Annotated in this window: 18 protein-coding genes; 12 read left to right on the top strand and 6 right to left on the bottom strand. The window is 37.0% G+C overall.

Annotated features, from left to right (window positions below; all coding sequences use genetic code 11):
* Positions 1-77: 77 nt before the first annotated feature.
* On the bottom strand, positions 78-1,241 hold the full coding sequence (locus tag BC008_RS05715) for a response regulator (RefSeq protein WP_027841427.1): 1,164 nt from the start codon (positions 1,239-1,241) through the stop codon (positions 78-80).
* Between the two features lie 776 nt (positions 1,242-2,017).
* Between BC008_RS05715 and hmpF the strand changes: the two genes are divergently transcribed.
* Entirely contained in the window at positions 2,018-3,754 is a 1,737-nt protein-coding gene (hmpF, locus tag BC008_RS05710) for a pilus motility taxis protein HmpF (RefSeq protein WP_027841426.1), read from the top strand.
* Between the two features lie 26 nt (positions 3,755-3,780).
* On the opposite strand, the gene tilS is transcribed toward hmpF, so the two are convergent.
* Positions 3,781-4,776: a tRNA lysidine(34) synthetase TilS gene (gene tilS, locus BC008_RS05705; protein WP_027841425.1), complete on the bottom strand. Its 996-nt coding sequence runs from the start codon at positions 4,774-4,776 to the stop codon at positions 3,781-3,783.
* 183 nt (positions 4,777-4,959) lie between these two features.
* Here tilS and BC008_RS05700 point away from each other — a divergent pair, with 183 nt between their 5' ends.
* Positions 4,960-6,459: an ABC transporter substrate-binding protein/permease gene (locus BC008_RS05700; RefSeq protein ID WP_027841424.1), complete on the top strand. Its 1,500-nt coding sequence runs from the start codon at positions 4,960-4,962 to the stop codon at positions 6,457-6,459.
* Between the two features lie 283 nt (positions 6,460-6,742).
* On the opposite strand, the gene BC008_RS05695 is transcribed toward BC008_RS05700, so the two are convergent.
* Positions 6,743-7,063 carry a hypothetical protein gene (locus BC008_RS05695; protein ID WP_027841423.1) on the bottom strand — a complete coding sequence of 107 codons (321 nt, stop codon included), beginning with the start codon at positions 7,061-7,063 and terminating at the stop codon, positions 6,743-6,745.
* A gap of 383 nt (positions 7,064-7,446) precedes the next feature.
* On the opposite strand from BC008_RS05695, the gene BC008_RS05690 reads away from it, so the two are divergent.
* The gene (locus BC008_RS05690; protein WP_027841422.1) at positions 7,447-8,181 is read left to right on the top strand and encodes an amino acid ABC transporter ATP-binding protein; all 735 of its coding nucleotides are present in this window, start codon (positions 7,447-7,449) and stop codon (positions 8,179-8,181) included.
* 183 nt (positions 8,182-8,364) lie between these two features.
* On the opposite strand, the gene BC008_RS05685 is transcribed toward BC008_RS05690, so the two are convergent.
* Both BC008_RS05685 and BC008_RS05680 read right to left on the bottom strand, forming a co-directional pair.
* Positions 8,365-8,901 carry a hypothetical protein gene (locus BC008_RS05685; protein WP_027841421.1) on the bottom strand — a complete coding sequence of 179 codons (537 nt, stop codon included), beginning with the start codon at positions 8,899-8,901 and terminating at the stop codon, positions 8,365-8,367.
* Positions 8,902-9,085: 184 nt separating this feature from the next.
* On the bottom strand, positions 9,086-9,385 hold the full coding sequence (locus tag BC008_RS05680) for a phosphotransferase (RefSeq protein WP_153009524.1): 300 nt from the start codon (positions 9,383-9,385) through the stop codon (positions 9,086-9,088).
* 409 nt (positions 9,386-9,794) lie between these two features.
* Between BC008_RS05680 and BC008_RS05675 the strand changes: the two genes are divergently transcribed.
* Together BC008_RS05675 and BC008_RS05670 are read left to right on the top strand one after the other, a co-directional pair.
* A complete protein-coding gene (locus BC008_RS05675) occupies positions 9,795-10,442 on the top strand; it encodes a histidine phosphatase family protein (protein WP_027841419.1) in 648 nt (215 codons plus the stop codon).
* Between the two features lie 11 nt (positions 10,443-10,453).
* Positions 10,454-11,515, top strand: coding sequence for a glucokinase (locus tag BC008_RS05670; RefSeq protein ID WP_027841418.1), 1,062 nt, complete (start codon positions 10,454-10,456; stop codon positions 11,513-11,515).
* A 233-nt stretch (positions 11,516-11,748) separates the two neighbouring features.
* On the opposite strand, the gene BC008_RS05665 is transcribed toward BC008_RS05670, so the two are convergent.
* Positions 11,749-12,765 (bottom strand): ribose-phosphate pyrophosphokinase, encoded by a 1,017-nt coding sequence (locus BC008_RS05665; RefSeq protein WP_027841417.1) that lies wholly within the window; start codon positions 12,763-12,765, stop codon positions 11,749-11,751.
* Positions 12,766-14,669: 1,904 nt separating this feature from the next.
* On the opposite strand from BC008_RS05665, the gene BC008_RS05660 reads away from it, so the two are divergent.
* The 7 genes from BC008_RS05660 to BC008_RS05630 all read left to right on the top strand — a co-directional run bounded on the left by BC008_RS05660 (position 14,670) and on the right by BC008_RS05630 (position 23,512).
* On the top strand, positions 14,670-16,538 hold the full coding sequence (locus BC008_RS05660) for a serine/threonine-protein kinase (RefSeq protein ID WP_058183331.1): 1,869 nt from the start codon (positions 14,670-14,672) through the stop codon (positions 16,536-16,538).
* A 113-nt stretch (positions 16,539-16,651) separates the two neighbouring features.
* Positions 16,652-17,341, top strand: a complete 690-nt coding sequence (gene bioD, locus BC008_RS05655) for a dethiobiotin synthase (RefSeq protein ID WP_027841416.1) — start codon at positions 16,652-16,654, stop codon at positions 17,339-17,341.
* A gap of 331 nt (positions 17,342-17,672) precedes the next feature.
* Positions 17,673-18,905: a M20 metallopeptidase family protein gene (locus BC008_RS05650; protein ID WP_027841415.1), complete on the top strand. Its 1,233-nt coding sequence runs from the start codon at positions 17,673-17,675 to the stop codon at positions 18,903-18,905.
* Between the two features lie 198 nt (positions 18,906-19,103).
* A complete protein-coding gene (locus BC008_RS05645; protein ID WP_036264782.1) occupies positions 19,104-19,904 on the top strand; it encodes a hypothetical protein in 801 nt (266 codons plus the stop codon).
* A 274-nt stretch (positions 19,905-20,178) separates the two neighbouring features.
* The gene (locus tag BC008_RS05640; protein WP_027845725.1) at positions 20,179-20,727 is read left to right on the top strand and encodes a TRAP transporter small permease subunit; all 549 of its coding nucleotides are present in this window, start codon (positions 20,179-20,181) and stop codon (positions 20,725-20,727) included.
* Complete coding sequence (locus BC008_RS05635) at positions 20,717-22,063, top strand: TRAP transporter large permease (RefSeq protein ID WP_027845724.1); 1,347 nt, start codon at positions 20,717-20,719, stop codon at positions 22,061-22,063. The genes BC008_RS05640 and BC008_RS05635 overlap by 11 nt, the downstream gene beginning before the upstream one ends.
* 678 nt (positions 22,064-22,741) lie before the next feature.
* Positions 22,742-23,512, top strand: a complete 771-nt coding sequence (locus tag BC008_RS05630; RefSeq protein ID WP_027845723.1) for an FHA domain-containing protein — start codon at positions 22,742-22,744, stop codon at positions 23,510-23,512.
* Positions 23,513-23,538: the final 26 nt, after the last annotated feature.

Genomic DNA, 23,538 nt, shown 5'->3' with positions numbered 1-23,538 from the left:
TTTTTACCCTACATTTTATAAAAATAACAAGTATTATGTTTTTTTTATTACTTTAACCTTGACTGGTTCTAGGCTAATTACTTGAAAGCTGGTTGGCTTTGCAGGTATTTATCCACCAGAACGAGTAACTCATTATTCTGAAAAGGCTTGCTTAAATAATCTGTTGCTCCAACCATTTTGGCTCTTATGCGATCAATAAATTTGCACGAAGTACCCAGGATAATAATTGGAACTTTACGAAAAGTGCTTGAGTTGCGTAACATCGCACAAATTTCCCATCCATCTAAGTCTGACATGGTAAAAGCACAAAAAATTAAATCGGGTTTAATGTTGAAAATTTGACCTATTGCTTCTAGGGGACTAGTTATCGCGATTGCATCATAACCTCCTGCGTGCAGGGTGGACTCAATACTTTTTACAGTAGTTACTGCATCATCAATACAAATAATCCGATTCTTTCGATTCGGCTGGGACTGTATAGAAAGTTTTCTAGTATTTGAATATACCATTCTTACTAAATTATCTTGCATGTAAGGATAAATTGCCTTAGCTACAGTCACAGTATCTTTATTGAGACAGCGAGCTAGTTGACGTAAGGAGGTTTGACCATTAGCCCAATGCTTTAATTTGTTAACGGTTGGTTGGGGAAGATTAGAACTTAGTTTTTCAATATCGGTGAGTATTGGAAATTGCCTGGGAGATTGGATGTACGGGTATAATTTTTTCCAGTCTAGTGTTTGTTGACTAATTTCACTTGTAAGGGAAGAAATTTCAAAAGTTGTTACTTGGGGTTCCAAAACTAAAGCATTACAAAATGAAAAGCTACCTTGATGTAAAGAAAACAAATCAAACAAAACATCGGACACCAGACTGTAAATAATATTTCTGGCTTGATTGGGTGTAATAATTTTTTGTTCTAGGAGCGCCCACAGGTATCCGTACTCTGGAATAACAGAAGATGATAAGGAAGCTAACTCGATGCAATTTTGCCAATCCTTAACGCGGTAGTAGCGCAAATAATCATCAATTTTGGATGTATCACTTTCTCCTTCAACAGCGTAGATAATTTGACCGCTATCAAAAAATATTAACCATTGGGATTTTTCTTCTTGTCTTTGGTTGTAAGGGTTTATTTTCCCAGCGTTATTATCAGTTTCAACCCATAGAAATCCACTGCGTTGACCAAGTTCGATCAGTTCTAAAAGGCTACGAATATCTATTTCATTTAAATTTCCCTGCATTTATTTCATCGAAAACTAATTTAATTAAAATTACTTACAAGTAAGACTGTTCAAACTTGGTAAGATTGACACAGGCACATCTGAAGTTGATTTTTGTTTAAGCCTAATAAACATAACCTCAACTTATAAAAATTGGCAGAGTGATTTACCCCAGATTACCAGTAATTTGGAGTAAATTGCCAAGTAATAATGGCTCCTAAAAATCATAAACAGTGGTATTTATTTTTTATATAATATTTTGTGCCAATTTTACTTCAATCCTATTTTCTTTCTATTTATTAGTGTAATTCAACACTAAGAACTCGCAATTCATAATAAATTAATAATATAAAACTGAGTGATAACACGGTGGCCCAGTGGGCTAATAACAAGACAGAATATAGTGAATTAATAGGTGTATTTTATTTGTAGTCCAGCCTAGTATTCTTGCATGAGAAACACATATTAGGGTTTGTACAAGCATCCCAATAAAAATAATTTTTGAAAGAGAATCAAATTTCAAAAACCTTATTGTTATGTTCAAGCAATGTAAACTCTAAAATATATTTTGTCTGTTTTGCTTTTATCAACTTGAATCAAGCAAGACAATCGAAGGAATTAAAAGAAGATATATACAGCAATAAAACAATTAGGGCTTACGCATCAAAGGAAAGTAAAGAATCCGTAACTCAAAATTTGCGATTCTGAACTCTTTGTATACTTCCATATTCAATTGGAAGATTCGCGTAAGTCCTGATGAGTTAAGTGCTTTACCAAAAACTACAGGAATAAAAAGTGTGTTGTATTTAGCAGAGGTACAAAAACAAAAAGGTGGTTTACTCGGTAGCAGTTCCAAAACAGGATTAAAGCTACTTGCTTGTCAACGCAAAGATCAAAGTTGGGCAACTGTTTCAGAAGAAACTATCGGAGCTGAGGAAGCAAGCAAATTAAATGATGGTGTTCTTGTCCTGGTAGAAATTAATTCTAGCCATCAAGTACAGCGAATTCAGGAAGCTGGACATCCATTGGTGAACATCTTGCAGAATTTTTCCCGACAATTGGAAAAGTTCAAAAATAAAGAGCAAGAAATAGATCAATGGAAAGAGTCTCTAACATTTCAAGCACAAGAGTTTAACCGTCGAGAAATGGAGATGGAAACGCGCTTAGAAGAGCTTCAGCATCTCGAAGAAGAACAACAGCAGTTTGATACTCAGCGTGAAGAAATTCAAAATCTGCAAGCAGAAATTGAACGTAACCGCGAGGAATTGGAAGGAGCTTGGGAACATCTACGGGGCGAACAACGGTTAATAGAGGAGTATAAATCTGGAATTAAACAGCAACCAGTTCTAGATCGAGATAAATCGCAGTTACTTGCAGATTTACTTGAGCGGATGTCAAATCCTAGTACTCCGACTGAAGCACTAGGAAGTTATCTGCAACAAGCATTTGAAATTGTTGATAGCCAGCAAGCTGTCTTACATCCTTACTTGGAGCAGTTAGAACAACAACAAAATGAAATTAATCTTTCTCAAACTGAGGTAGATGAATTATCACAAAGATTAACTGAACATCAAAATCAGTGGGAGCAGGTTAAAAACGATCTGGATAATAAGCGATCGCAATTGCAGATCGAAACAGCAATCTTAGAAACTAAACAGGAAAAAGTTCAAATACTTCGAGAACAATTGCAACGTTCGGAAGAGTTACATACACAGCTTGAACCTTTGCTTGCAACTGGGAATACGGTTCTCAATGGAAACATAGATATTAAAGCCTTGGAAAATATGTCCTTGGAGGAACTGCAACAAACAGTTAGGGAATTAGAGGACAAACTGAAAATTGATTCTAGCTTTGTTGAAGAACAAGAACAAGAATTAAATTATAAACAGGAAACAATCACAGAATTAGAACAAAAAATTGCTCAAGCAACAGATGAAGAGCGTTCGGGTTTAGAAACAGAACTTCAAGATGAAAAAGATAGTTACCAGATGTTGAATGAAACTTTGGTGGGACAACGCCGTAGTTTATTAGAACGTCGATCTCTATTGGAAAAACATCAAGTTGTATTAGATCGCAGACAGGGCAATACAAACGGTAATGATACAACAGATAATACTGTTGATTTGACACCTATTCTTACAGAATTGAAAGCTCATCAACAACAGCACTCAGAAAATATAAAAAATTTAGAATCTGAAATTGAGCAGATTCTTTCTAGTATTAAAGAATTAGAAAATATTGTTGACTCTCTCACCCAAGAACAAGAAAGTAAGCGTCAAGAGATCCAAACAATTAAAGAAAACTTACTTTCTTTACGGACTAAAACTGCTGAATCTTCTGGTAGGTTTAATATCTCTCAGCAGGTATTATCACCAATACAAGATTACCTGAATAATTTACGCGAACAGTTACAAGGAATTGGCAATACATTAGGGGAAGCCCAAGAATTAGGAGATGCTAAACTACAGGCAATTGCTGAAATGCGCCAAATAATAGATAGCTTATTGGTTGAACCAGAACTGGTTGCATCATAAAAAAGGGGACGGAAAACGGGAGCAAATTAAAACTCGAAAATAATTCGATCACCTTCTACTTTAGCTATTTTCCCACCTGGAAATGGATCGGTTTGAGAACGATTTGGTGCTTGAATCAAGCTAGTGAGTTTTTCAATATGTTCAAAAGAAGGAGCGCAAGGCATTATTTGTTGTAATATTTGGCGCATTACCCTTCGTTGCAACGCGAGGGGTACATTTTTTAATATGTGGCGATTTACCTGAAAAATATCTGAATTGTCTCGAATAATTACTTGTTCTTGTAATTTTCTAGCTGTTTCCTCTAAATATTCTACTTCAGCTTGCAAGAGTTCTGCTGTTTGAAAAAGTGCGGACTCAACTTGTGGGTTGAAGTTTTCTTTTAAATAGGGTACTAATTCTTGTCTAATTTGGTTGCGAGCATATTTTAAATCTTGATTGGTTGAATCTTCCCATACTTCTAATTGCAAGTCTTGGCAAAATTTTCCTGTTTGAGTGCGGGTAATTTCTAAAAGCGGGCGAACTAGCATAATATCCCCATCCAGAACACGCTTCCAATTCAAAGCTTGTAAACCATCTGCACCGGAACCTCGCATCAAATTATAAAGTAAAGTTTCGGCGCGATCGCTGGCGGTATGTCCAGTAACGATGCAGTTATAACTATTTTCTCGAGCGATATCAGCTAAAACTTGATAGCGCCAATTTCTTGCTTTCGCTTCACTATTTATACTTAAATCTTCACTAGCTGTTTGCAAATAAAAAGTAATTTCCCAACTTCGGGCTAAATTAGCTACGTGTTGAGCATTCGCTTTTGAATCGCTACGCCAGCGATGGTCACAATGTGCAATACCTAAGTGCCAATCCCATTTCGATTGTAAATCTAAGAGTAATTTAATTAAACACAGGGAATCTTGTCCGCCAGAAACTGCAACTAGTATCCTTTGCTTAGGTTCTAATAAGTGACGGGCGCGGATCGTACGATGTATTTTGGCGTGGAAAGAAGTCCAAGAAAAAACGGAAGACATTTATCAGTTATCAATTAACAGTTATCAGTATTATTTGCTATTTTCTATTTTGTATATCTCAAAGATACTTTCAGAAATTAAAATGCATTAGTGCAGCACGAATGTCAGGTCATCATGTTGCGTCTCTACGGGATTTATCTGTTTGCAAATCGATTAAGATTACTATGTATAAGTACTAAGCTGATGATAAAACCCAAATTATTCTTACTAACTCTGCTATCAATATTTATGGTGGTATTTATTTCCATCATTTTAAACAATAATTCTTTACAAGCAGCTTCGTTAGTTGGTAAAGAAACCTTAACAATGATTACCTCTCCTGACTATCCCCCCTACGAGTTTTACGATACCAGGAAAGGCAAACGCCAAATTGTTGGTTTTGATATTGATATTGCAAACTATATTGCTGCTGAATTAGGATTTACTCTCAAGGTTACAGAAGCTGATTTCAATGGTTTAATTCCAGCACTACAAGCTAATCGTGCAGACTTTGTCATGGCTGGGATGACTCCAACTCCTCAACGCCGTCAAAATGTAGATTTTTCCATCGTTTATTATGAGGCAAAAGATACGATAGTCAGTCCTATAGACAGTAAGATTACAGATACACAAGATTTATCAGGTAAAAAGATCGGGGTTCAATTAGGGACCATTCAGGAAGAAAATGCGAAGAAAATAGCTGCTAAAGTACCCGGTATTCAAATAAAGCGACTCAACAGAGTACCCGAAATAATTCAGGAAATAAAATCTGGGCGTATTGATGCTGCAATTATTGAAGATAACGTAGCTCGAGGTTCGATACAAGTCAATCCAAGTTTACAATTAAATGTTATTCCTTCTGTTGAAGGTGCTTCAGGTTCTGCAATTGCTTTTCCTAAGGGTTCTTCTTTAGTGAAACCATTTAACAAGGTTTTACAACAGATGAAAGATAATGGTGAGTTGGAGAAATTAGCAAAAAAGTGGTTCGCTCAGAGCGTCGCAAAAGATGCAACATCTACAACAACAGAAGATCCTCAAAAAACTCTAAATTTAGATTTTAGAAGAATTATTCCAGAAATTCCTTTTATCCTCCAGGGTATTCCCACCACATTATTGTTTACTTTTTTATCAGTTTTTCTGGGTTTAATTTGGGGTACCTTACTTTCGCTATTAAAAATTTCTAGAATCAAATTTCTAACTTGGTTTGCAAATGCTTACACTTCTATTTTTCGAGGTACACCTCTACTTTTGCAATTATCCTTAATTTATTTTGCCACACCCCAACTTACGGGTTACGACATTTCAGCTTTGCAAGCAGGCGTCTTTAGTTTTACCCTCAATTCTGGAGCATACATGTCAGAAACTATCCGGGGTGGAATTCAGGCTGTAGATAAGGGACAAACAGAAGCAGCAATTTCCATGGGTATACCTTACCCAATGATGATGGTAGACATTATATTTCCCCAGGCTTTAAAAAATATTTTGCCAGCTTTGGTTAATGAAACAATTGGTTTATTAAAAGATTCCTCTTTAGTTGCAACTATTGGTGTTGTAGAAATTTTACGTAGCGCTCAAATTGTCGGAGCAAATAAATATATATATTTTGAACCCTTGCTATTTGCAGGATCAATTTATTATCTTTTAGTTATGGGTTTGACCTTCGCTGCTTCGGCTTTGGAAAAAAGATTAAGACAAAGTGAATAGAAATTTATCAATTTAGGGATTTAGGAATTTAGGAATTTAGAATTCAATTAGCCTGACTCAAAAGATAAAATCAGAATAAAACAAAAAATATCCCTATCTACGAGTGATAGGGATACATGATAATTTAGTGCTTATTTGGTTCCCGAACGTATAAATAATGTAGATGCGGTTGCAATAAGTATGCAATATACCCTTTTTTAATAAAATGCTAAGCAATTAATTATTTGGGAAAAGAATCAGCAAAACTCGTTCAACAAGCTTCGTTCTGAATTATGTGTGATAATTAATGTTTATCGCCAGAAGTTTGACCAACTTTCTCCAATTGAGGTAATAAACCAGCATCAGCGATACCATCAAAATCGTTATCAATGCCGAAATTAACTCCAATACTGGAAAATTGATTAGAAATCGCTAAGTTATCACTTGCACTACTACCCGGTACAGTTTCAAAATTGATAAAAGAAGATGCTTGAGCCTCTTTCATGGTTGCTATAGACAAAGTTGCTAAACTAGCTGCAACAAGACCGATTTTAGTAAAAGTTTTTGCTATTTTAATTACAGTCATCTCTTCTCTTCTCTTATTTTCTTCTTTATTAAGAAACACTTTCGTTTCTTATCCACACTAATCATATTAAAATTATTCACTTCTGATTGGGTTAAGAACTTTTGAATATTAAATATATTTTGGGTGAATTAAACTTATATTTTTTGGTTTAATGAACAGAGGAAATACTGAGAATAGTCATGAAATTTAAAAGATAAAAGTTATGGAGAAATCTTTTATACTTGAGCCTCCTATTATGCAAAAATCCGTAAAAATACTAATTTTAAATTGTATATCTTACTATAAAAAATCTGGATTTAAATTTGAATAAATTTATAAATAATTCCAAATTGAAACTACGGAAAAAGTAAAATAAGTAAGAAAATAAATTCAAGCTAAAGTGAATTATATTTTAGTATTTACTTACCGACGGTCGATTAATCATGAACAAAATAATCATAAAAACCGAAAATCTAAGTAAATCCTTTGGGAAAATCGAAGTTTTGAAAAGTATTTCTACAGAAATTTACCAAGGTGAAGTAGTAGCAATTCTCGGTGCGAGTGGTTCCGGAAAATCTACTTTTTTGCGCTGCATCAATTTATTGGAGCGTCCAAGCACAGGAAAAGTTTATTTTCACGATCAAGAAATTACCCATCCTAAAGCCAATATTGCCAAAATTCGTCAGCACTTAGTGATGGTATTTCAACACTTTAATTTATTTCCCCATATGACAACATTAGAAAATATCACCTATGCACCAATCAAAGTGAAAAGAGTAGAGAGACATCAAGCAAAACTTAAAGGGATGAAACTCTTAGAAAGAGTGGGATTAACGGAAAAAGCTAATGTTTATCCCGCGAAACTATCAGGTGGACAAAAGCAAAGGGTAGCGATCGCCAGAGCTCTAGCAATGGAACCAGAAGTGATCCTATTTGACGAACCAACTTCTGCTTTGGATCCAGAAATGGTTAAGGATGTCTTAGAAGCGATTCAAAGTTTAGCTGAAACTGGAATCACAATGGCGATCGTGACTCATGAGATGGGTTTTGCAAGAGAAGTCGCTAGTCGAATTATGTTTCTAGACCGAGGTGTTTTGGCTGAAGATAGTTCACCACAGGAATTTTTTCACTCTCCAAAGTGCGAACGCGCCCAACAGTTTTTGAATAAAATGCTTTAGTATTTAATATTTGGTCTTAGTAAGGAAGAAATTTAGATTAGTAATAAATTTATTTTTATAATGCCAATTTTAAAAGTTCATATACAAAGTACACAAATGACCTAAGCACTTTTCCATCACAATAAAAACTCTATAAACGTTTTACTTAATGCTCCAAACAGAAGTTTAACCTACTCTAGTTCCTCAAGTTACTTTGCAAAGCCAGACAACTAAATCACCAACATGGAGTGGAATTTCCTGACCTAGTGTTTGAATATAAATCAGACCATGCCCACATTCTACATTCTTAATCGGATACCAGGTATTTCTGGTTCGAATCAGCATTTCTAAAGGAATTCCTCCCTTAAGTATTTTTTGACGATATTTCCACCAAGAACGCCACAAAAGCACTGCTTTAGTACAATTACCTTCATAGCCCTTGGGTAGTTGAACGTATTGATATTGGTAGAATCTCTTGTTATCCATTTTACCAAAGAGAAGATAATTGCGAGCTACCAAAACTTGATTAATAGATTCCCAATACAATGTACCTTCTTTTAGGCGAAAGACAGGTAATTTATCACTAAGCTTGAATGTAAGTAACAGACCTTCACCTTTAGAAGATAACTGATTGCTATCGTATATTGTTTCAGCCCGCAAGTTTGGGTTTGAAAGTAATACTTCTTTTCCCTCAATTGAGTTTTTTATGAATGCTTGAATTAATTCTAAATCTGATAACACCTTATTTTTCTGCTTACTGTGCTGTGTCCCTTAGATTTAGACTACCCACTTTAAACAAATAATTATCTAGTATAGTAATAAGTAATATTTTTAACTTCTATATGAGCTTATTTCATTTACAAGTATGATAATTCATCCATAGTGTTCGAGATCGTCTTTTGTGCTGAAATTATGACATTTCTCCTCAGAGTTGCTCGATTGAGAAATTCAACCCAAGCAAGTATAACAGTTTACTCATAACTTTCCATTTCGTTGGGAGAAAACCACCATTTTTCACAAAACTATCAATTAGATTTTGCTCAAATCTACTTTTCGCACCCAATGGGTGACGCAGAATGTGTCCAATATCGGCGAGAGTTGAACCGCTGTAAGCAAACTCCCAATCTAATATTCCACTTACCATCCATCCTTTTTGAGTTAAACGCATTAGAATATTTGAAGCACCGTAGTCAGAATCAACTAAACAAGGGGCGTGAGTATTAATTTCATCTAAAAGTCTAAATTTACGAGCGCTTCAGACCTTTCCCAAGTATCTCTCATATTTAAATCAGACATATTCAAACCAGAAGTAAATGGGTAAAACCCATGTTTGAACTGCACAGACTATCTATAATTTGTTTAAAAAATATCATTTACGATATTGATTTGTACTTTATTACATCATATTATTTGACCTTAAAAGTAATGAAATAAAGCACTTGTATTAGAAACTATTCAGCTAGCAACCTTAATTAATAGCTGTAAACACTTAACAGCTACGAGTCAAATAAATTACAGTTTAAAAATTACTGCAGATTCAGTAGTGAAAATATTACGTAATATTACAAAAATGGCGTAATATTTTATTTACTACCCGCGTTCTTGGGCTAAACTTTTTTACTGGGAATCTCTGCATGAGTCAAATTGTATGGATTGCAAGACATGCTAATCGTCTAGATTTTGTAAACCCTGATTGGTTTCTTACTGCCGAAAGGCGTTACGACCCTCCATTATCAAATGATGGTTTTGTACAAGCAAGTCAGTTAGCTCAACGTCTGAAAAGAGAAAAAATTTCTCATATTTTTGCTTCGCCATTTTTGCGCACTGTGCAAACAGCCCATGCAGTCGCAGAAGTATTGGATTTACCAATTTACTTGGAAACTGGTTTGAGTGAATGGTTAAATCCCGACTGGATGACGGAGGAACCGAAAAAACATTCTTTGGCTGAATTATTCAAATTGTTTCCTAGAATTGATATCAGTTATACACCTCGGATTGCTGCAAAATATCCAGAAACAAAGCATCAGGTCAGACAACGTTCCGGACAAACGGCGAGATGTTTGGTGCAAGAGTGTTCCCCAGATAATATTTTGATGGTAGCTCACGGTGCTTCAGTCTTGGGAGCTGCTATGGGTTTAGTCGGAGATATTGCGATCTCTGAAGTTAAAGCTTCATTGTGTTCTTTAGTGAAAGTTGTGCGTCAAGAAGGCCAATGGCTGCTAGAACTAAAAGGAGATACTTCCCATTTAACTAATGTTGAGGAAGTGGTTAGATTTAATTAGTAAAAGCAGCAATGACTTTATTATTGGCAGGAGATACTGGCGGTACAAAAACCATTTTGCGATTGGTGGAGGTTTCCCCAGATTTTAAATTAAAGACAATTTATGAGGAACGCTACCCCAGTCAAGATTTCCCAGATTTGGTTCCGATGGTTAAACAGTTTATAGCCGAAGCTGGTAAATCAACAGCACAAGAAGTGACACCTGAAAAGGCTTGTTTTGCAATCGCTGGCCCTGTAACTAATAATACGGCTAAGTTAACTAATTTGGCTTGGTTTTTAGATGGGGAACGATTGCAGGAAGATTTGGGTATAGCACGTGTTTCACTAATCAATGATTTTGCTGCTGTTGGTTACGGAATTTTAGGTTTAACAAAGGAAGATGTATTTACTTTGCAAGCAGGGAAACCAAATCCGGAAGCACCTGTTGGTATTATTGGTGCAGGTACGGGATTGGGACAAGGCTTTTTAGTTAAACAAGGAGATATCTATCAAGTTTTTGCTTCGGAAGGGGGACATTCAGATTTTGCTCCCCGTAACGAATTGGAATTCCAACTGTTGAAATATCTGATGGATAAACATGATATTCAACGGGTATCGGTGGAAAGAGTGGTTTCTGGTTTGGGGATCGCTGCTATCTACCAATTTTTACGCGATCGGCGCAGCCGCGTGGCTGATCGCAAAATGCAGCGGGAATCTCCGGATATTGCTCAAATGATTCGAAGTTGGGAAGAACAAGCCGGACAAACGGAAAAAAGTGTCGATCCTGGAGCAGTAATTGGTACTGCAGCTTTAGAAAAGCGCGATCGGATTTCTGAACAAACCATGCAGATATTTATTGAAGCTTATGGAGCCGAAGCAGGAAATTTAGCATTAAAGCTTCTACCCCATGGTGGTTTGTATGTTGCTGGTGGGATCGCACCTAAAATACTTCCTTTGTTACAAGAAGGTAGCTTTTTATTAAACTTCACTCAAAAAGGTAGGATGCGCAGCATTCTCACAGAGATACCCGTGCATATTATTCTTAACTCACAGGTGGGATTAATCGGTGCGGCGATTTCTGCAGCTAGGTTGTAAACAATTTATTGATTGTTAACCTGTCATTGAAAATTTATCATCAGTAAACCTATTATTGATGCTCGCAATCCAACAAAATACATCTGCGGACTCATTAATGCTGTATTAATAGTTATGGATTATCCGCTACAAATCTTGTGTAGAGATGTATCTTACACCTCTACACAAGACTTCTCCTTAGTATGCCAAGTTATTTAGTAACATATGTGGCAAGATGTCTATAGGAAAATTATCTAGCGAAACATACTACTTACTGAGCTATCCTCATGGATACGCCAGATAGTTTCTCCTAAAAGATTTGCTACTGACAATATCTTTAATTGTGGGAAACGATCGCTCTCAGGAATGGGAATTGTATTAGTAACAATTATTTCTTCAAACAAACCGGTTGAGAGTCGCTCGATGGCTGGTGGAGAAAAGACTGCATGGGTGGCACAAGCATAAACTTGACGTGCTCCCTCTTTACGTAGTAAGCGCGCAGCTTCAGAGATTGTACCGGCTGTATCTATCATGTCATCAACTAAAACTGCTGTTTTATTTTTGACATCACCAACAACATTAAGTACCTCAGCTACATTATGAGCCTGACGACGCTTGTCAATAATTGCTAATGGGGAATCACCCAGCTTTTTGGCAAATGCTCTCGCCCGTGCGACGCCGCCAACATCTGGAGAAACCACAACAATATCAGAAAGTTGTTTTGTTGACAGATATTCAAGTAATACGGGTACAGAATAAACATGATCGACCGGGATATCAAAATACCCCTGAATTTGAGCCGAATGTAAATCCATGGCCAAAACACGGCTTGCACCTGCTTCTGTGATGAGATTAGCCACCAATTTAGCAGTGATTGATTCTCGCCCGGCTGTTTTGCGATCAGCTCGAGCATAGCCGTAATAGGGAATTACTGCAGTCACTTGTCGCGCGGATGCTCGACGACAAGCATCAACCATAATTAGTAATTCCATTAGATTATCGTTCACAGGATGACAACAGGGCTGGATTAGATAAACATCACAGCCCCGTATAGATTCCTGAATTTGAACGTAAAGTTCGCCATCCGCAAATCGTTTGCGAATCATTGGCCCCAAGTCCATGCCCAGATAACGAGCAACCTCTTGAGACAGTTGTATATTTGCAGAGCCAGAAAACAACCGCAGACGATGATTGTCTGATAATTCTGTTGTTGTTGGTTGCACTTTTAAAGTTGCAGTACTGAGCACAGCAGTTCCTCGATGTGCATTCATAGCAATAATATTATCATTAGATATTTAGCTTCTTTAACTGAAATATTATTAGAATTATCTTGGGAGATTTTCCAAAATATTTATTTTAATCTTTAAACATTTTTTCATGAAACTACATTTTGTGTATTCTGAATATCTTTTAGTTAATTAGCCATTGACTGCTTAGTTGTATGCAAATTTTATTGACTAGATCTTAAGGGTACTGTTCCCGTAGGTGTCAAACATCAGGAAAGTGCTTGTGTAATATCTAAAATATACTCCAATCAACTGATAGCAGATGATAATTTATAATTGTAGGTCAGCATAGAGCGTTAACGACTTGAGTCTTAAATTCTGTAATTACAGGTATATGAAAATCTATCATTTTTCTACCCAATATGCTAATAACAAATTTGGTATTCCATTGTACTTATTGTGCTTCTAGTTGATGAAAATCAGCTATATTCTTTGTAGAATAAGGATTATAGATTTTTATTGAATTTATATTGGATGCTATATGGCAACCAAAATGTGCAATATTCAAAATCTATCCTTCTAACTGATAGCATAACTTAGAAGAATATAAAGACTTTATGTAAGACCACTTAACATGATGAAGGTTATTCAACACAAAATAGCAAAATTCTTCATAGAATTCCTCATAACTATTGACTAATAAGAATCTGAATAATATTGGTCGCCATACCATAGATTCATAATATTTTGCTTCCCTGCTTGGTTGTCAAGAGCTAACGATTGAAAATTCAAGGTATTCAATCTTGGCAGTAGAAAAATTATCTGTATAAACATATTTCGAGGAATTACAAGCTACATTTAAGACTTCTATGAATTTGTCATAAATTACGAAACTTGTTGAGCATTTAATTATTTGTTGGTTAAGTATTTTTTGGATAAGTAAAAAATTACATATATAATCTCAAAATTTGATAAAAATAGCTACATTTAATGATTCTCACTGCATATTTTTGAGATTAATGTGCTATGTGTTTTGTGAGAGCTTTTGAGTTAGATTTTTGACTGACAAGTATACGGCTACTAAGCTATTTGTAGTTTATGTGTACTAAAAATTATATCTATGGGTATTTTCGATGTAATCTATTTTTGTATTACTTGTATTGAAGTATTAACCACATCGAAATATTAGCTACATTAAAAGTATCAAAATTTTTGATTGGCGTATTTCAGGACACATCAAAATTATTTTTAAGGGCAAATGTACGCGTTTAAATAAATTTGAATGACTATTCAGTAAAGATTTGAAATAGACACTTAAAAATTATTTCATAAGTATCTGGGTAATGTTAATTAAATATTTTTATTGAAAGTAATAAATAACCTTCTAATACATGTATCTAGTGAAAATACAGCAAAAAATATTATATTCATAAAATTAATTTAATTTTCCAAAGGTTGCTGTGATACATAAGTACCGAAGAAGGAATGTAAAAATAGAACTCAAGAACTCTTACTGAGACACCTGTCGCGGATCGTAAGTCAATGGGGTAGAGCTAAAAAACTAAAAAATAGGTATAAAGAGTATTCTAGTCCTGGCTCATGTCTTCTGAATTCTGTTAGCAAAGCGATGCAGGGCGGTCTTGGGGGTTTTCTCCAGGCGGCTGCATCAAGAAGTGGTGTACTACCTCACACAATTCTGCTATAAAGTTCATTTGAGCTAAAACACCTATTGTTCAAACACCTATTGTATAGCAGACCTGTTCTGACTCTTATCACCTTTCTCTAGGAAAAATATTTAGGGCACAAACAAGCAAATTTTTGTGAGAATAAACAAAAAAGCTTATTTTCTCTGAAACGTTAACATTGATAAATAAAATCGGTTTTTCTCCAAATGCTTGCGAATTTAGTAACCCATCCCTAAAGGGGAAACTATATTTAATAAATTAATCATGCAACCACCTATTCCAGTTGGCACACTTTTACAAAATCGTTATCGCATAGTTAAAATCCTAGGTCAGGGAGGATTTGGTAGAACCTATTTAGCTCAAGACCAACGGCGTTTTGAGGAATTTTGTGCAATCAAAGAGTTAATTCCGATTGCTGAAGATGCTGAAGCTTGGGAAAAAGCTCAAGAACTTTTTGCTCGAGAAGCTGCTACTTTGTATCAACTTCACCATCCTCAGGTTCCACAATTCCGGGAGCAGTTCGAGCAGAGTCATCGTTTATTTCTAGTTCAGGATTATGTTGCAGGAAAAAATTATCGAGCTTTATTGGAAGAGCGCCAAGCAAATGGAAATGGTAGATTCACAGAGGAAGAAGTATTACATTTACTCAATTCTTTATTACCTATTTTAGAATATATTCATTCCCAGAGAATTATTCATCGAGATATTTCCCCAGATAATATTATTTTGCGAGAACGAGACCGATTGCCAGTTTTAATTGATTTTGGGGTAGTTAAAGAAATTGCAACTCAGATCCAATCACCAGATAAAATCGCACAAGTAACAACTGTGGGGAAATTAGGTTATTCTCCCAGCGAACAAATGCAAGCAGGAACTGCATATCCTAGCAGCGATCTATACGCATTGGCTGTTACAGCGATAGTTTTACTTACAGGAAAGGAACCTAATGAGCTATTTGACGAAACTCAAGCTGATTGGAATTGGGAAAAACAGGTAACTGTAAATCCATCATTTGCTCGGGTTTTAAATCGTATGCTTAGCTACAGACCCAGCGAACGTTATGGAAATGCAGCAGAGGTTACGCGATCGCTGCAGGCTTTAAATCCAAATACTGGGTCGCAAACTACTGGTTTACAAACTCAAAAAGGTGTTTCTCCCTCAAATCCAGATTTATCGCAAATGCAAACTGTTGCGGTTGGTCGTCCTCCTGAAGAGTCACGTTCCTCAACAGGTACACCAAGCTCAAAAAAACAGAAACCTCGAGCAAATACTAATAATTCTTCTATTTTAGATAGCCCTTTAGCGATTTTTATTATTGTTTTTACTGTTGCTATTTTCGCTGGTTTTGGTTCTTGGGCGGTAGTTAGCTTCTTGCTGCAAAACAAAAATGCTGAGTCACAAACAGTAACTCCACAAGCTTTCCCTTCACCAATTGTTTCTAATACCCCAACACCAACTCCAACAGTTACACCTGAGGATGAAGAACCTGAGGATGAAGAAGCGGTTACATACACCACTAAAACTAAACGTCTCGTATTTGATATTCAAGATAAAGCAGAGGTCAGGGGTAGAATTAAAGACAATGAAGTAGTTCAATACATTTTCTTTGCGAAGGAAGATCAAAACTTCACCGCATTGATTAGTGAACATGCTGGTGTTGTGATGACTGTACTCACGCCCAATGGGGAACCTATTGATACTGGAGGATTGGAAGTTTTTGTACAAGCTAGATTACCTTCTAGTGGTAGATATACCATACAGTTAAAAACTGCTCAAGGGATAAGTGAAAGTGACTATCAACTAAAGGTTGAGTTGGAAAAAGCTGTTAGAACCATACCAGAACAGCCGATTACAGAAGAAACCCCTTCCACAGAAGATATACTGCGAGAACCTGTAACAGGAGATCCGACACAAGAACCTAGGACAGGAAGTGAAAACATACCCACAGAAAGTACTACGGAAGACGATACAGAAAAACCCCCAGGACAATTTCCCTTGGAAAATCCAGATCGGGATCCATCTTTCCCCATAGATACTGAAACCGATAGAAATACCGAAAATGATTCTGTAAATTCCCAAACAGATACAGAACAAGAGTCAGAGGATGACGAGCGGGAAGTGGATGATGATTAGTTGCTAAAAAACAAAAAATACAGCGAATCAAAGAAATTGGTAGTTCGGGACTAGTACAATAATTAGAGATCGCATTAATGATCGTAAAAACTCATCAAAAATCGCCTGTTGTTTTGAATTCACTACTGATTGCTGGAACTGATACGGAAGCCGGAAAAACTGTCTTGACCACTGCTTTGGCTGCTCATTGGCAGAAATTTTCTTCCCAACAGAGTTTGGGAATTATGAAACCCATTCAATCGGGTGTGGGAGATTTGGAACTCTACCAAAAGCTATTTGATTTATCCCAATCTGCGGCAGAAATTACTCCCTTATATTTTCAAGCTCCTTTAGCTCCCCCAATCGCAGCAGCCCAAGAAAATTCTACTGTTGATTTAGCAGTTGTATGGCAAGCTTTTACAGCTTTACAGCAACAGCGAAAGTTTGTTTTAGTTGAATCTTTAGGTGGATTAGGTTCCCCTATAACTGATGAATTTACAGTCGCGGATCTTGCTCGTGAGTGGCGTTTTCCTACAGTTTTAGTCGTACCTGTAAAGCTAGGTGCAATTTCTCAGGCTGTAGCAAATGTAGCCTTAGCTAGGCAATTAAAAGTAAATTTAGTTGGAATTGTTCTCAATTGTTGTCAGCCCCGTACAGAGACAGAAATTGCTAATTGGACTCCTAAACAATTAATCGAATCACTCACGCAGATACCTGTTTTGGGTTGCTTACCTTATCTAGAAAATCCACAAGATTTGGATAAGTTAGCACAAGTTGCATCGAATTTAGATTTGGAAGTTTTGTATCGGGGGTTTGGGGATTAGTGACTGGGGATTGGGGATTAGCGACTGGGGGTTGGCGACTAGGGATTGGCATTAGTGGAAAGCCATAAGCACTGCGTGCCACCGCCTTGCTGTAATGGTGATTGGTAATGGTCAAAGCCTGCGCCTTACGGTGTTAGCAAAGGTGAAACGTTCATAAAGTGTTAGCAAGGCGAGGCGTAAGCACAGACACTGAAGTGTCTACAGTTTCATTGTGATAATTGCTCATTATTAATAAGCTAAATGACTCCTTACTCATTACTCATAAACAATTACCTTTGAGAACAAAGATAATAAGAATATTCGACTGTAGCTTAAAAATTAATTTATAAAAATGGTTTCTACTTTCCCAAACTCTGCTTCTGTTAATTTGTCTTCCGTGCGTTTACCTATCCGTTCATTACAACCACAATTGGTAGAGTGGCGACGAAGCATACATCAAAAACCCGAGTTAGGTTTCCAAGAACAAATAACTTCGGAATTTATCGCTCAAAAATTACAGGAATGGGGAATTGAACATCAAACAGGAATTGCAAAAACTGGTATTTCTGCTGTTATTAAAGGCGAAGGAAAAACTCCAGACAGTGGATCGAGTGAAAAAGTTTTGGCAATTCGCGCTGATATGGATGCTTTACCGATCCAAGAATTGAATGAAGTACCTTATCGCTCCCAACATGACGGGGTGATGCACGCTTGCGGACATGACGGACATACTGCGATCGCACTTGGTACGGCTTACTATCTACAGCAACATCGAAAAGAGTTCAGCGGAACTGTTAAATTTATCTTCCAACCAGCAGAAGAAGGTCCCGGTGGTGCAAAACCGATGATTGAAGCAGGGGTTTTGAAAAATCCAAATGTTGATGCCATAATTGGTTTGCATTTGTGGAATAATTTGCCCTTGGGTACTGTGGGCGTCAGAGCAGGAGCCTTAATGGCAGCAGTAGAATCTTTTAAATGTACAATTTTTGGTAAGGGCGGACATGGTGCGATGCCCCATCAAACAATTGATTCAGTCGCGATCGCAGCACAAATTGTCAATTCCCTACAGACCATCGTGGCGCGTAATGTCAACCCCATTGAGTCCGCAGTAGTGACTGTGGGCGAACTCCATGCTGGAACCAAGGGTAATATTATTGCCGATACAGCCAAGATGAGCGGTACGGTGAGATATTTCAATCCCACCTTTGCTGGCTTTTTTGAAAAAAGAGTTGATGATATTATTGCTGGGATTTGTCAGGCTCATGGTGCAAGTTATGACTTAGATTATTGGTCCCTTTATCCTGCAACAATTAATGATTCGGATATGGCAAAATTAGTCACATCCGTAGCAGAAGAAGTTGTGGAAACTAAACTTGGTGTAGTACCAGAATGTCAAACAATGGGCGGCGAAGATATGTCTTATTTTTTGCAAGAAGTTCCTGGTTGTTATTTCTTCCTCGGTTCTGCAAACCCCGAAAAAAACTTAGCATATCCCCACCATCATCCACGTTTTGACTTTGATGAGACAGTATTAGCAATGGGTGTGGAAATGTTTGTCCGATGTGTCGAACGATTCTTTAAATAATTCCATCATCTCTGTATAAATATACTAGGCATCTCCGACAAAATCATGGGAGATTTCCGATCTGAACCTCAGTAGAGACACATATTCCTGGGTCTCGAAGTAATCTCTTGCAGATGTCTACTGGATTCGCAGATAACAGACATCGCTATAATGTCTATTGTCTGATTAAAATGTACTTTTTTATACTAAAAAATATTGATGCTTTCCCAAACTCTAGCTCCAACCGTCAGAACTGCATTAGTCAAGTTTGAGGAATCCTCATCTCCCAGCGCTTGGAAATGTTTAGATAAAAACCTATTATTGGCACAAATTAAATTACGTTTGCAAGATCCTTTTCAGGTCAATCAAGGAAAACAAATTTTTTGTGGACCGGCTGCAATCTTGTTTGAGTTAGTACGTACTCAACCATTACGTTATTTGGAAATTTGTCGTAGTATCTACGAAACAGGTGGATTTGAAGGTAAAAGTGTCCGCTTTAAAGCTTCGGAAAAACTACGTCATAGTGAATGTCGCTTGCGAATGAATCCAGTAGATTGGATGATATTATCAACTTTGCGAGAATCAGAAAATCGTTTCTTACCGGTGGAAGCAGACGCACCGGAAATCATGCGAAATTTGGCAGGTTTAACCAAATCATGGCAAATGAAGGGTTGGACAAAAGAAGTATTGGGTTATAGTTACGTCAGATATCACAATACTTTTCTTTACGGTGAATGGGAAGCATTAAAAGAAGCCAGAGAAGTAATTGCATCGGGTGGTGTGGCTTTTGGTTTAATTACCAGTCAAAGTTTATTTGGTAAAGAACTTTCATTTCTTCCCAGTCCGAATCATTGGCTTTCAATTATGGGAAATATTTCCATTCAAGATGATGAATGGGAAGAAGACAATAAGCGTATTAGCTTAGACGTTTACTCCTGGGGACAAAAATTGCAAATTGACCAAGACGAAAGTTTGTTTGAAGATTATTTTTGGGGTGTTGTGTTGGGGACTGGGGATTAGGGATTGGGGATTAGGGATTGGGGATTGGGAGTAAAAACTAGGCTGTTGACTCTGTGGGTTTTTGGGAGATAAAATTTAATTCAATATTTGTGACAGAGCCTCTAGCTGCGCTACCTACGGATCCGGTACGCTTACGCTAGCCACTAACGCTAGTCGCTAATCCCCAGTCGCCAGTCGCCAATCCCCAATCCCCAACAAAATGCGAACTAATTAACATCACTTATCCCTTTTGGGCTGTAAACTACTTTTACGGTGTAAAAAGGGGAACGGGGCGTTGGAGCAACTGTTAAAAATATCCCGATTAATTGATGGATTTAATCAACGTATTGGTAAGTGGAGCAGCTGGCTGGTACTGGTAATGATAATTATCGGTACCTGGAATGTTGTCGGACGACGTTTAGGACAACTGATAGGTACAAATCTGAGTTCAAATGCTTATATTGAAGCTCAATGGTATCTTTTTGATTTAATATTTTTTCTTGGCGCGGCTTACGTACTCAACAATAATGGGCATGTCCGCGTCGATATTTTTTATAGTAAATTTAACCGCAGACAAAAAGCAATTGCAGATTTGTTGGGAACAATTTTATTTTTACTTCCTTTCTGCATCTGGACCATTATTTTTTCTTGGGATGGGATTATTACTTCTTGGCAAATCTTGGAGCAGTCACCCGACCCAAACGGTTTACCGCGTTATCCAATTAAAAGTTTAATTATAGTCGGTTTTTCTCTACTAATTTTACAGGGAATTTCCCAGGCAATCAAAAGTGTGGCCATTATTACAGGGAGAATAGAAGCTCAGGAGGAAGAGAATGGTAATTGATGATTTTTTGGGCCCATTAATGTTTGTGGGTGCCTTATTATTACTGTCTGTAGGTTATCCTGTCGCTTTCTCTCTGGGTGCTGTCGCTATTATATTCGGATTTATTGGGGTTGGGTTCGGGTTTTTTGAACCAATCTTTTTCCAAGCGATCGCAGACCGTATTTTTGACATCATGGCAAAGTACAATCTCTTGGCTATTCCCTTTTTTATTTTCATGGGATCGATGCTGGAAAAAACTGGAATAGCTGAAAGATTGTTGGAAACTATGGGGATTTTGCTGGGACGTTTGCGTGGCGGTCTAGCATTAGCTGTAGTCATTGTTGGCGCTCTATTAGCTGCAACTACAGGTGTTGTCGCAGCGACGGTAGTTGCAATGGGTTTGATTTCCCTACCGATTATGTTGCGTTATGGCTATAACAAGCAATTAGCTGTAGGTGTGATTGCTGCTTCTGGAACTTTAGGACAAATCATTCCACCTAGTGTTGTGTTGGTGGTACTAGGAGATCAGTTAGGAATCTCGGTGGGAGATTTATTTATTGGTTCTTTAATTCCTGGCTTGATGATGGCTGGTGCTTTTGGATTGCATGTTTTAATTGTGTCTTTTCTCAAACCTGATTTAGCTCCACCCTTACCTGCGGAAGTACGAGAAATTGGTGGTAAGGCAATATTTAAAAGGGTTTGTAGCGTGATGGTACCACCTTTGCTACTAATCTTGTTTGTACTTGGTAGTATATTTTTTGGTTTTGCTGCAGCGACAGAAGCTGGTGCTGTTGGTTGTGTAGGTGCGATTATCCTTGCTGCTTTCAATGGCAAACTTACCATCAAAACTTTGAGTGATGTATGTGATGCAACCTTACAGATCACTAGTATGGTGATTTTTATTTTGCTGGGTTCGACTGCTTTTAGCTTCATTTTCCAAGGGCTAAATGGCGAACACATTATGTCTACATTTTTGAGCAGTATACCTGGCGGTCAAATTGGTTTTATGACTGTCAGTATGTTGGTGGTATTGCTATTGGGCTTTTTTATTGACTTTTTCGAAATTGCTTTTATTGTCATACCGTTATTTGTACCGATTGCCCAGCAATTGGGAATCGATCTGGTTTGGTATGGTGTAGTTTTGGGAGCAAATCTGCAAACATCTTTCCTGACACCACCTTTTGGATTTGCGTTATTTTACCTCCGAGGTGTTGCACCACCAGAAGTTACTACTAGCGACATTTACCGGGGTGCAATTCCTTTTGTAATTTTGCAACTGGTAGTTTTGTTACTAATAATTATTTTCCCAGGAATTGTGAGTTTTCTTCCATCTTTAGCGACGCGATCGGTTGGGTAAATGGTTTTTAGTAGGTTTGTGTACCGTCTGGGTTGTGGAGTCGAATATTACGCTTTTTGTTCTCATGAGATCATGGTAGCTATTGTGTAGATTCCATGTTGCTACGACTTTATTTTTCGAGACCAATTGTTACATTCTGGGCAATTGTGACATTTTTGAGTGCAGAATATGGGTTATAGTCATCTCATTAGCTTTCTACATCGAAATACTTACATTAAAAGCAATAAATAAAACAAAAATAACAAATACTTTATAGTTATTTCTTTAAGAGTTTTCAGGAGACGGGAGTTGGTGTTGTACCTAGGGTTTAGGAAAAATTTCTTAAACCCTCTAAATATCCCGACTAATTGGAGAACGCAGTTGTAGAGATTTAGCACCGCTACGTCTCTATAGGGTTTTGACGACAAACTAATCTGTCATACTTAATAAGATAAACCAGGACTTACACACGAACAACATCAGGGAGATATCAGATAAATTAGATCTCTCCGATAATTAGCTTGAAACTAGTGTGATTACTGAAATAAAACTTAATTTCCGGAGATATCTATTAACCTTCTTATTCCCTCAACATCAACCGCAGGCGATAATTTTTCAATTCATATTCAATTCATATAAAAGGAATGTGGTGATAATCTTATAGGAAAGCGAAAAGCTGTAATTTGCTTGGATAAATTAATGGATTCAGAATACCCATTTTTAGAAGTTCAAAGACCAGATGGTTCGTCTGATTTAATCAACCTTAAAGATATTATTCAACAGCAGCAATACAAAAATTTTGTGACAATAGGACGCTCTAAAGAAAATGACATTGTATTACCCGATCCGAAAAAGAAAGTATCTCGAAAGCACTGTATGTTAGAGCATAATATCGGTCAATGGTGGGTTGTAGATGAAGGTAGTGCCAATGGTACTTTTGTTCAGCGTTTCAAAAAAGAAGATTTTCTTGATGTTCGCAGTGATGGAAAGTTAGCTTTGGCTGATGGGGATGAAATTCTAATATTGGGTAATTTTATTGAACCAGATGATTATATATTTTGGCATTTTACATTTCGAGATCCAAACCAGACAGAGGAAGTCAAAAAATTTCAATATGTAAAGTCTTTGGAATATAGCTTTCCCCAAGAAAAGCTGTTTCGTAAAACCTCTCGAAATCGAGAAGAAATTAAATTAACTCCACAAGAAAGGAGATTGATTAAGCATATGGCTCAGCGCAACCACGAAAATAGGAATGAGCCAGTAATGTGTAGTTACGAAGAATTAGTACAAGCAATTTGGTTAGAAAAGTTTGGTCATACTAACACAGAAGTAAATCGCTTAATTTGGAGCATTCGCAACAAAATAGAAGCAGACTCTGGTGAACCCAAGTTTCTCCAAACCGTCAAAGGTAGTGGTTATATACTTTACGTCGATCTTGATGGACAAGAGAACATGGGAGGGGGAACTTAAAAGTAAAAAGTAAAGCATATGACCTG

Origin of the sequence: Mastigocoleus testarum BC008 (assembly GCF_001456025.1) — a bacterium.
Lineage (GTDB): Bacteria > Cyanobacteriota > Cyanobacteriia > Cyanobacteriales > Nostocaceae > Mastigocoleus > Mastigocoleus testarum.
Note: the sequence above shows the minus strand (reverse complement) of the source record. Positions and strands in the feature narration are given on the sequence as shown.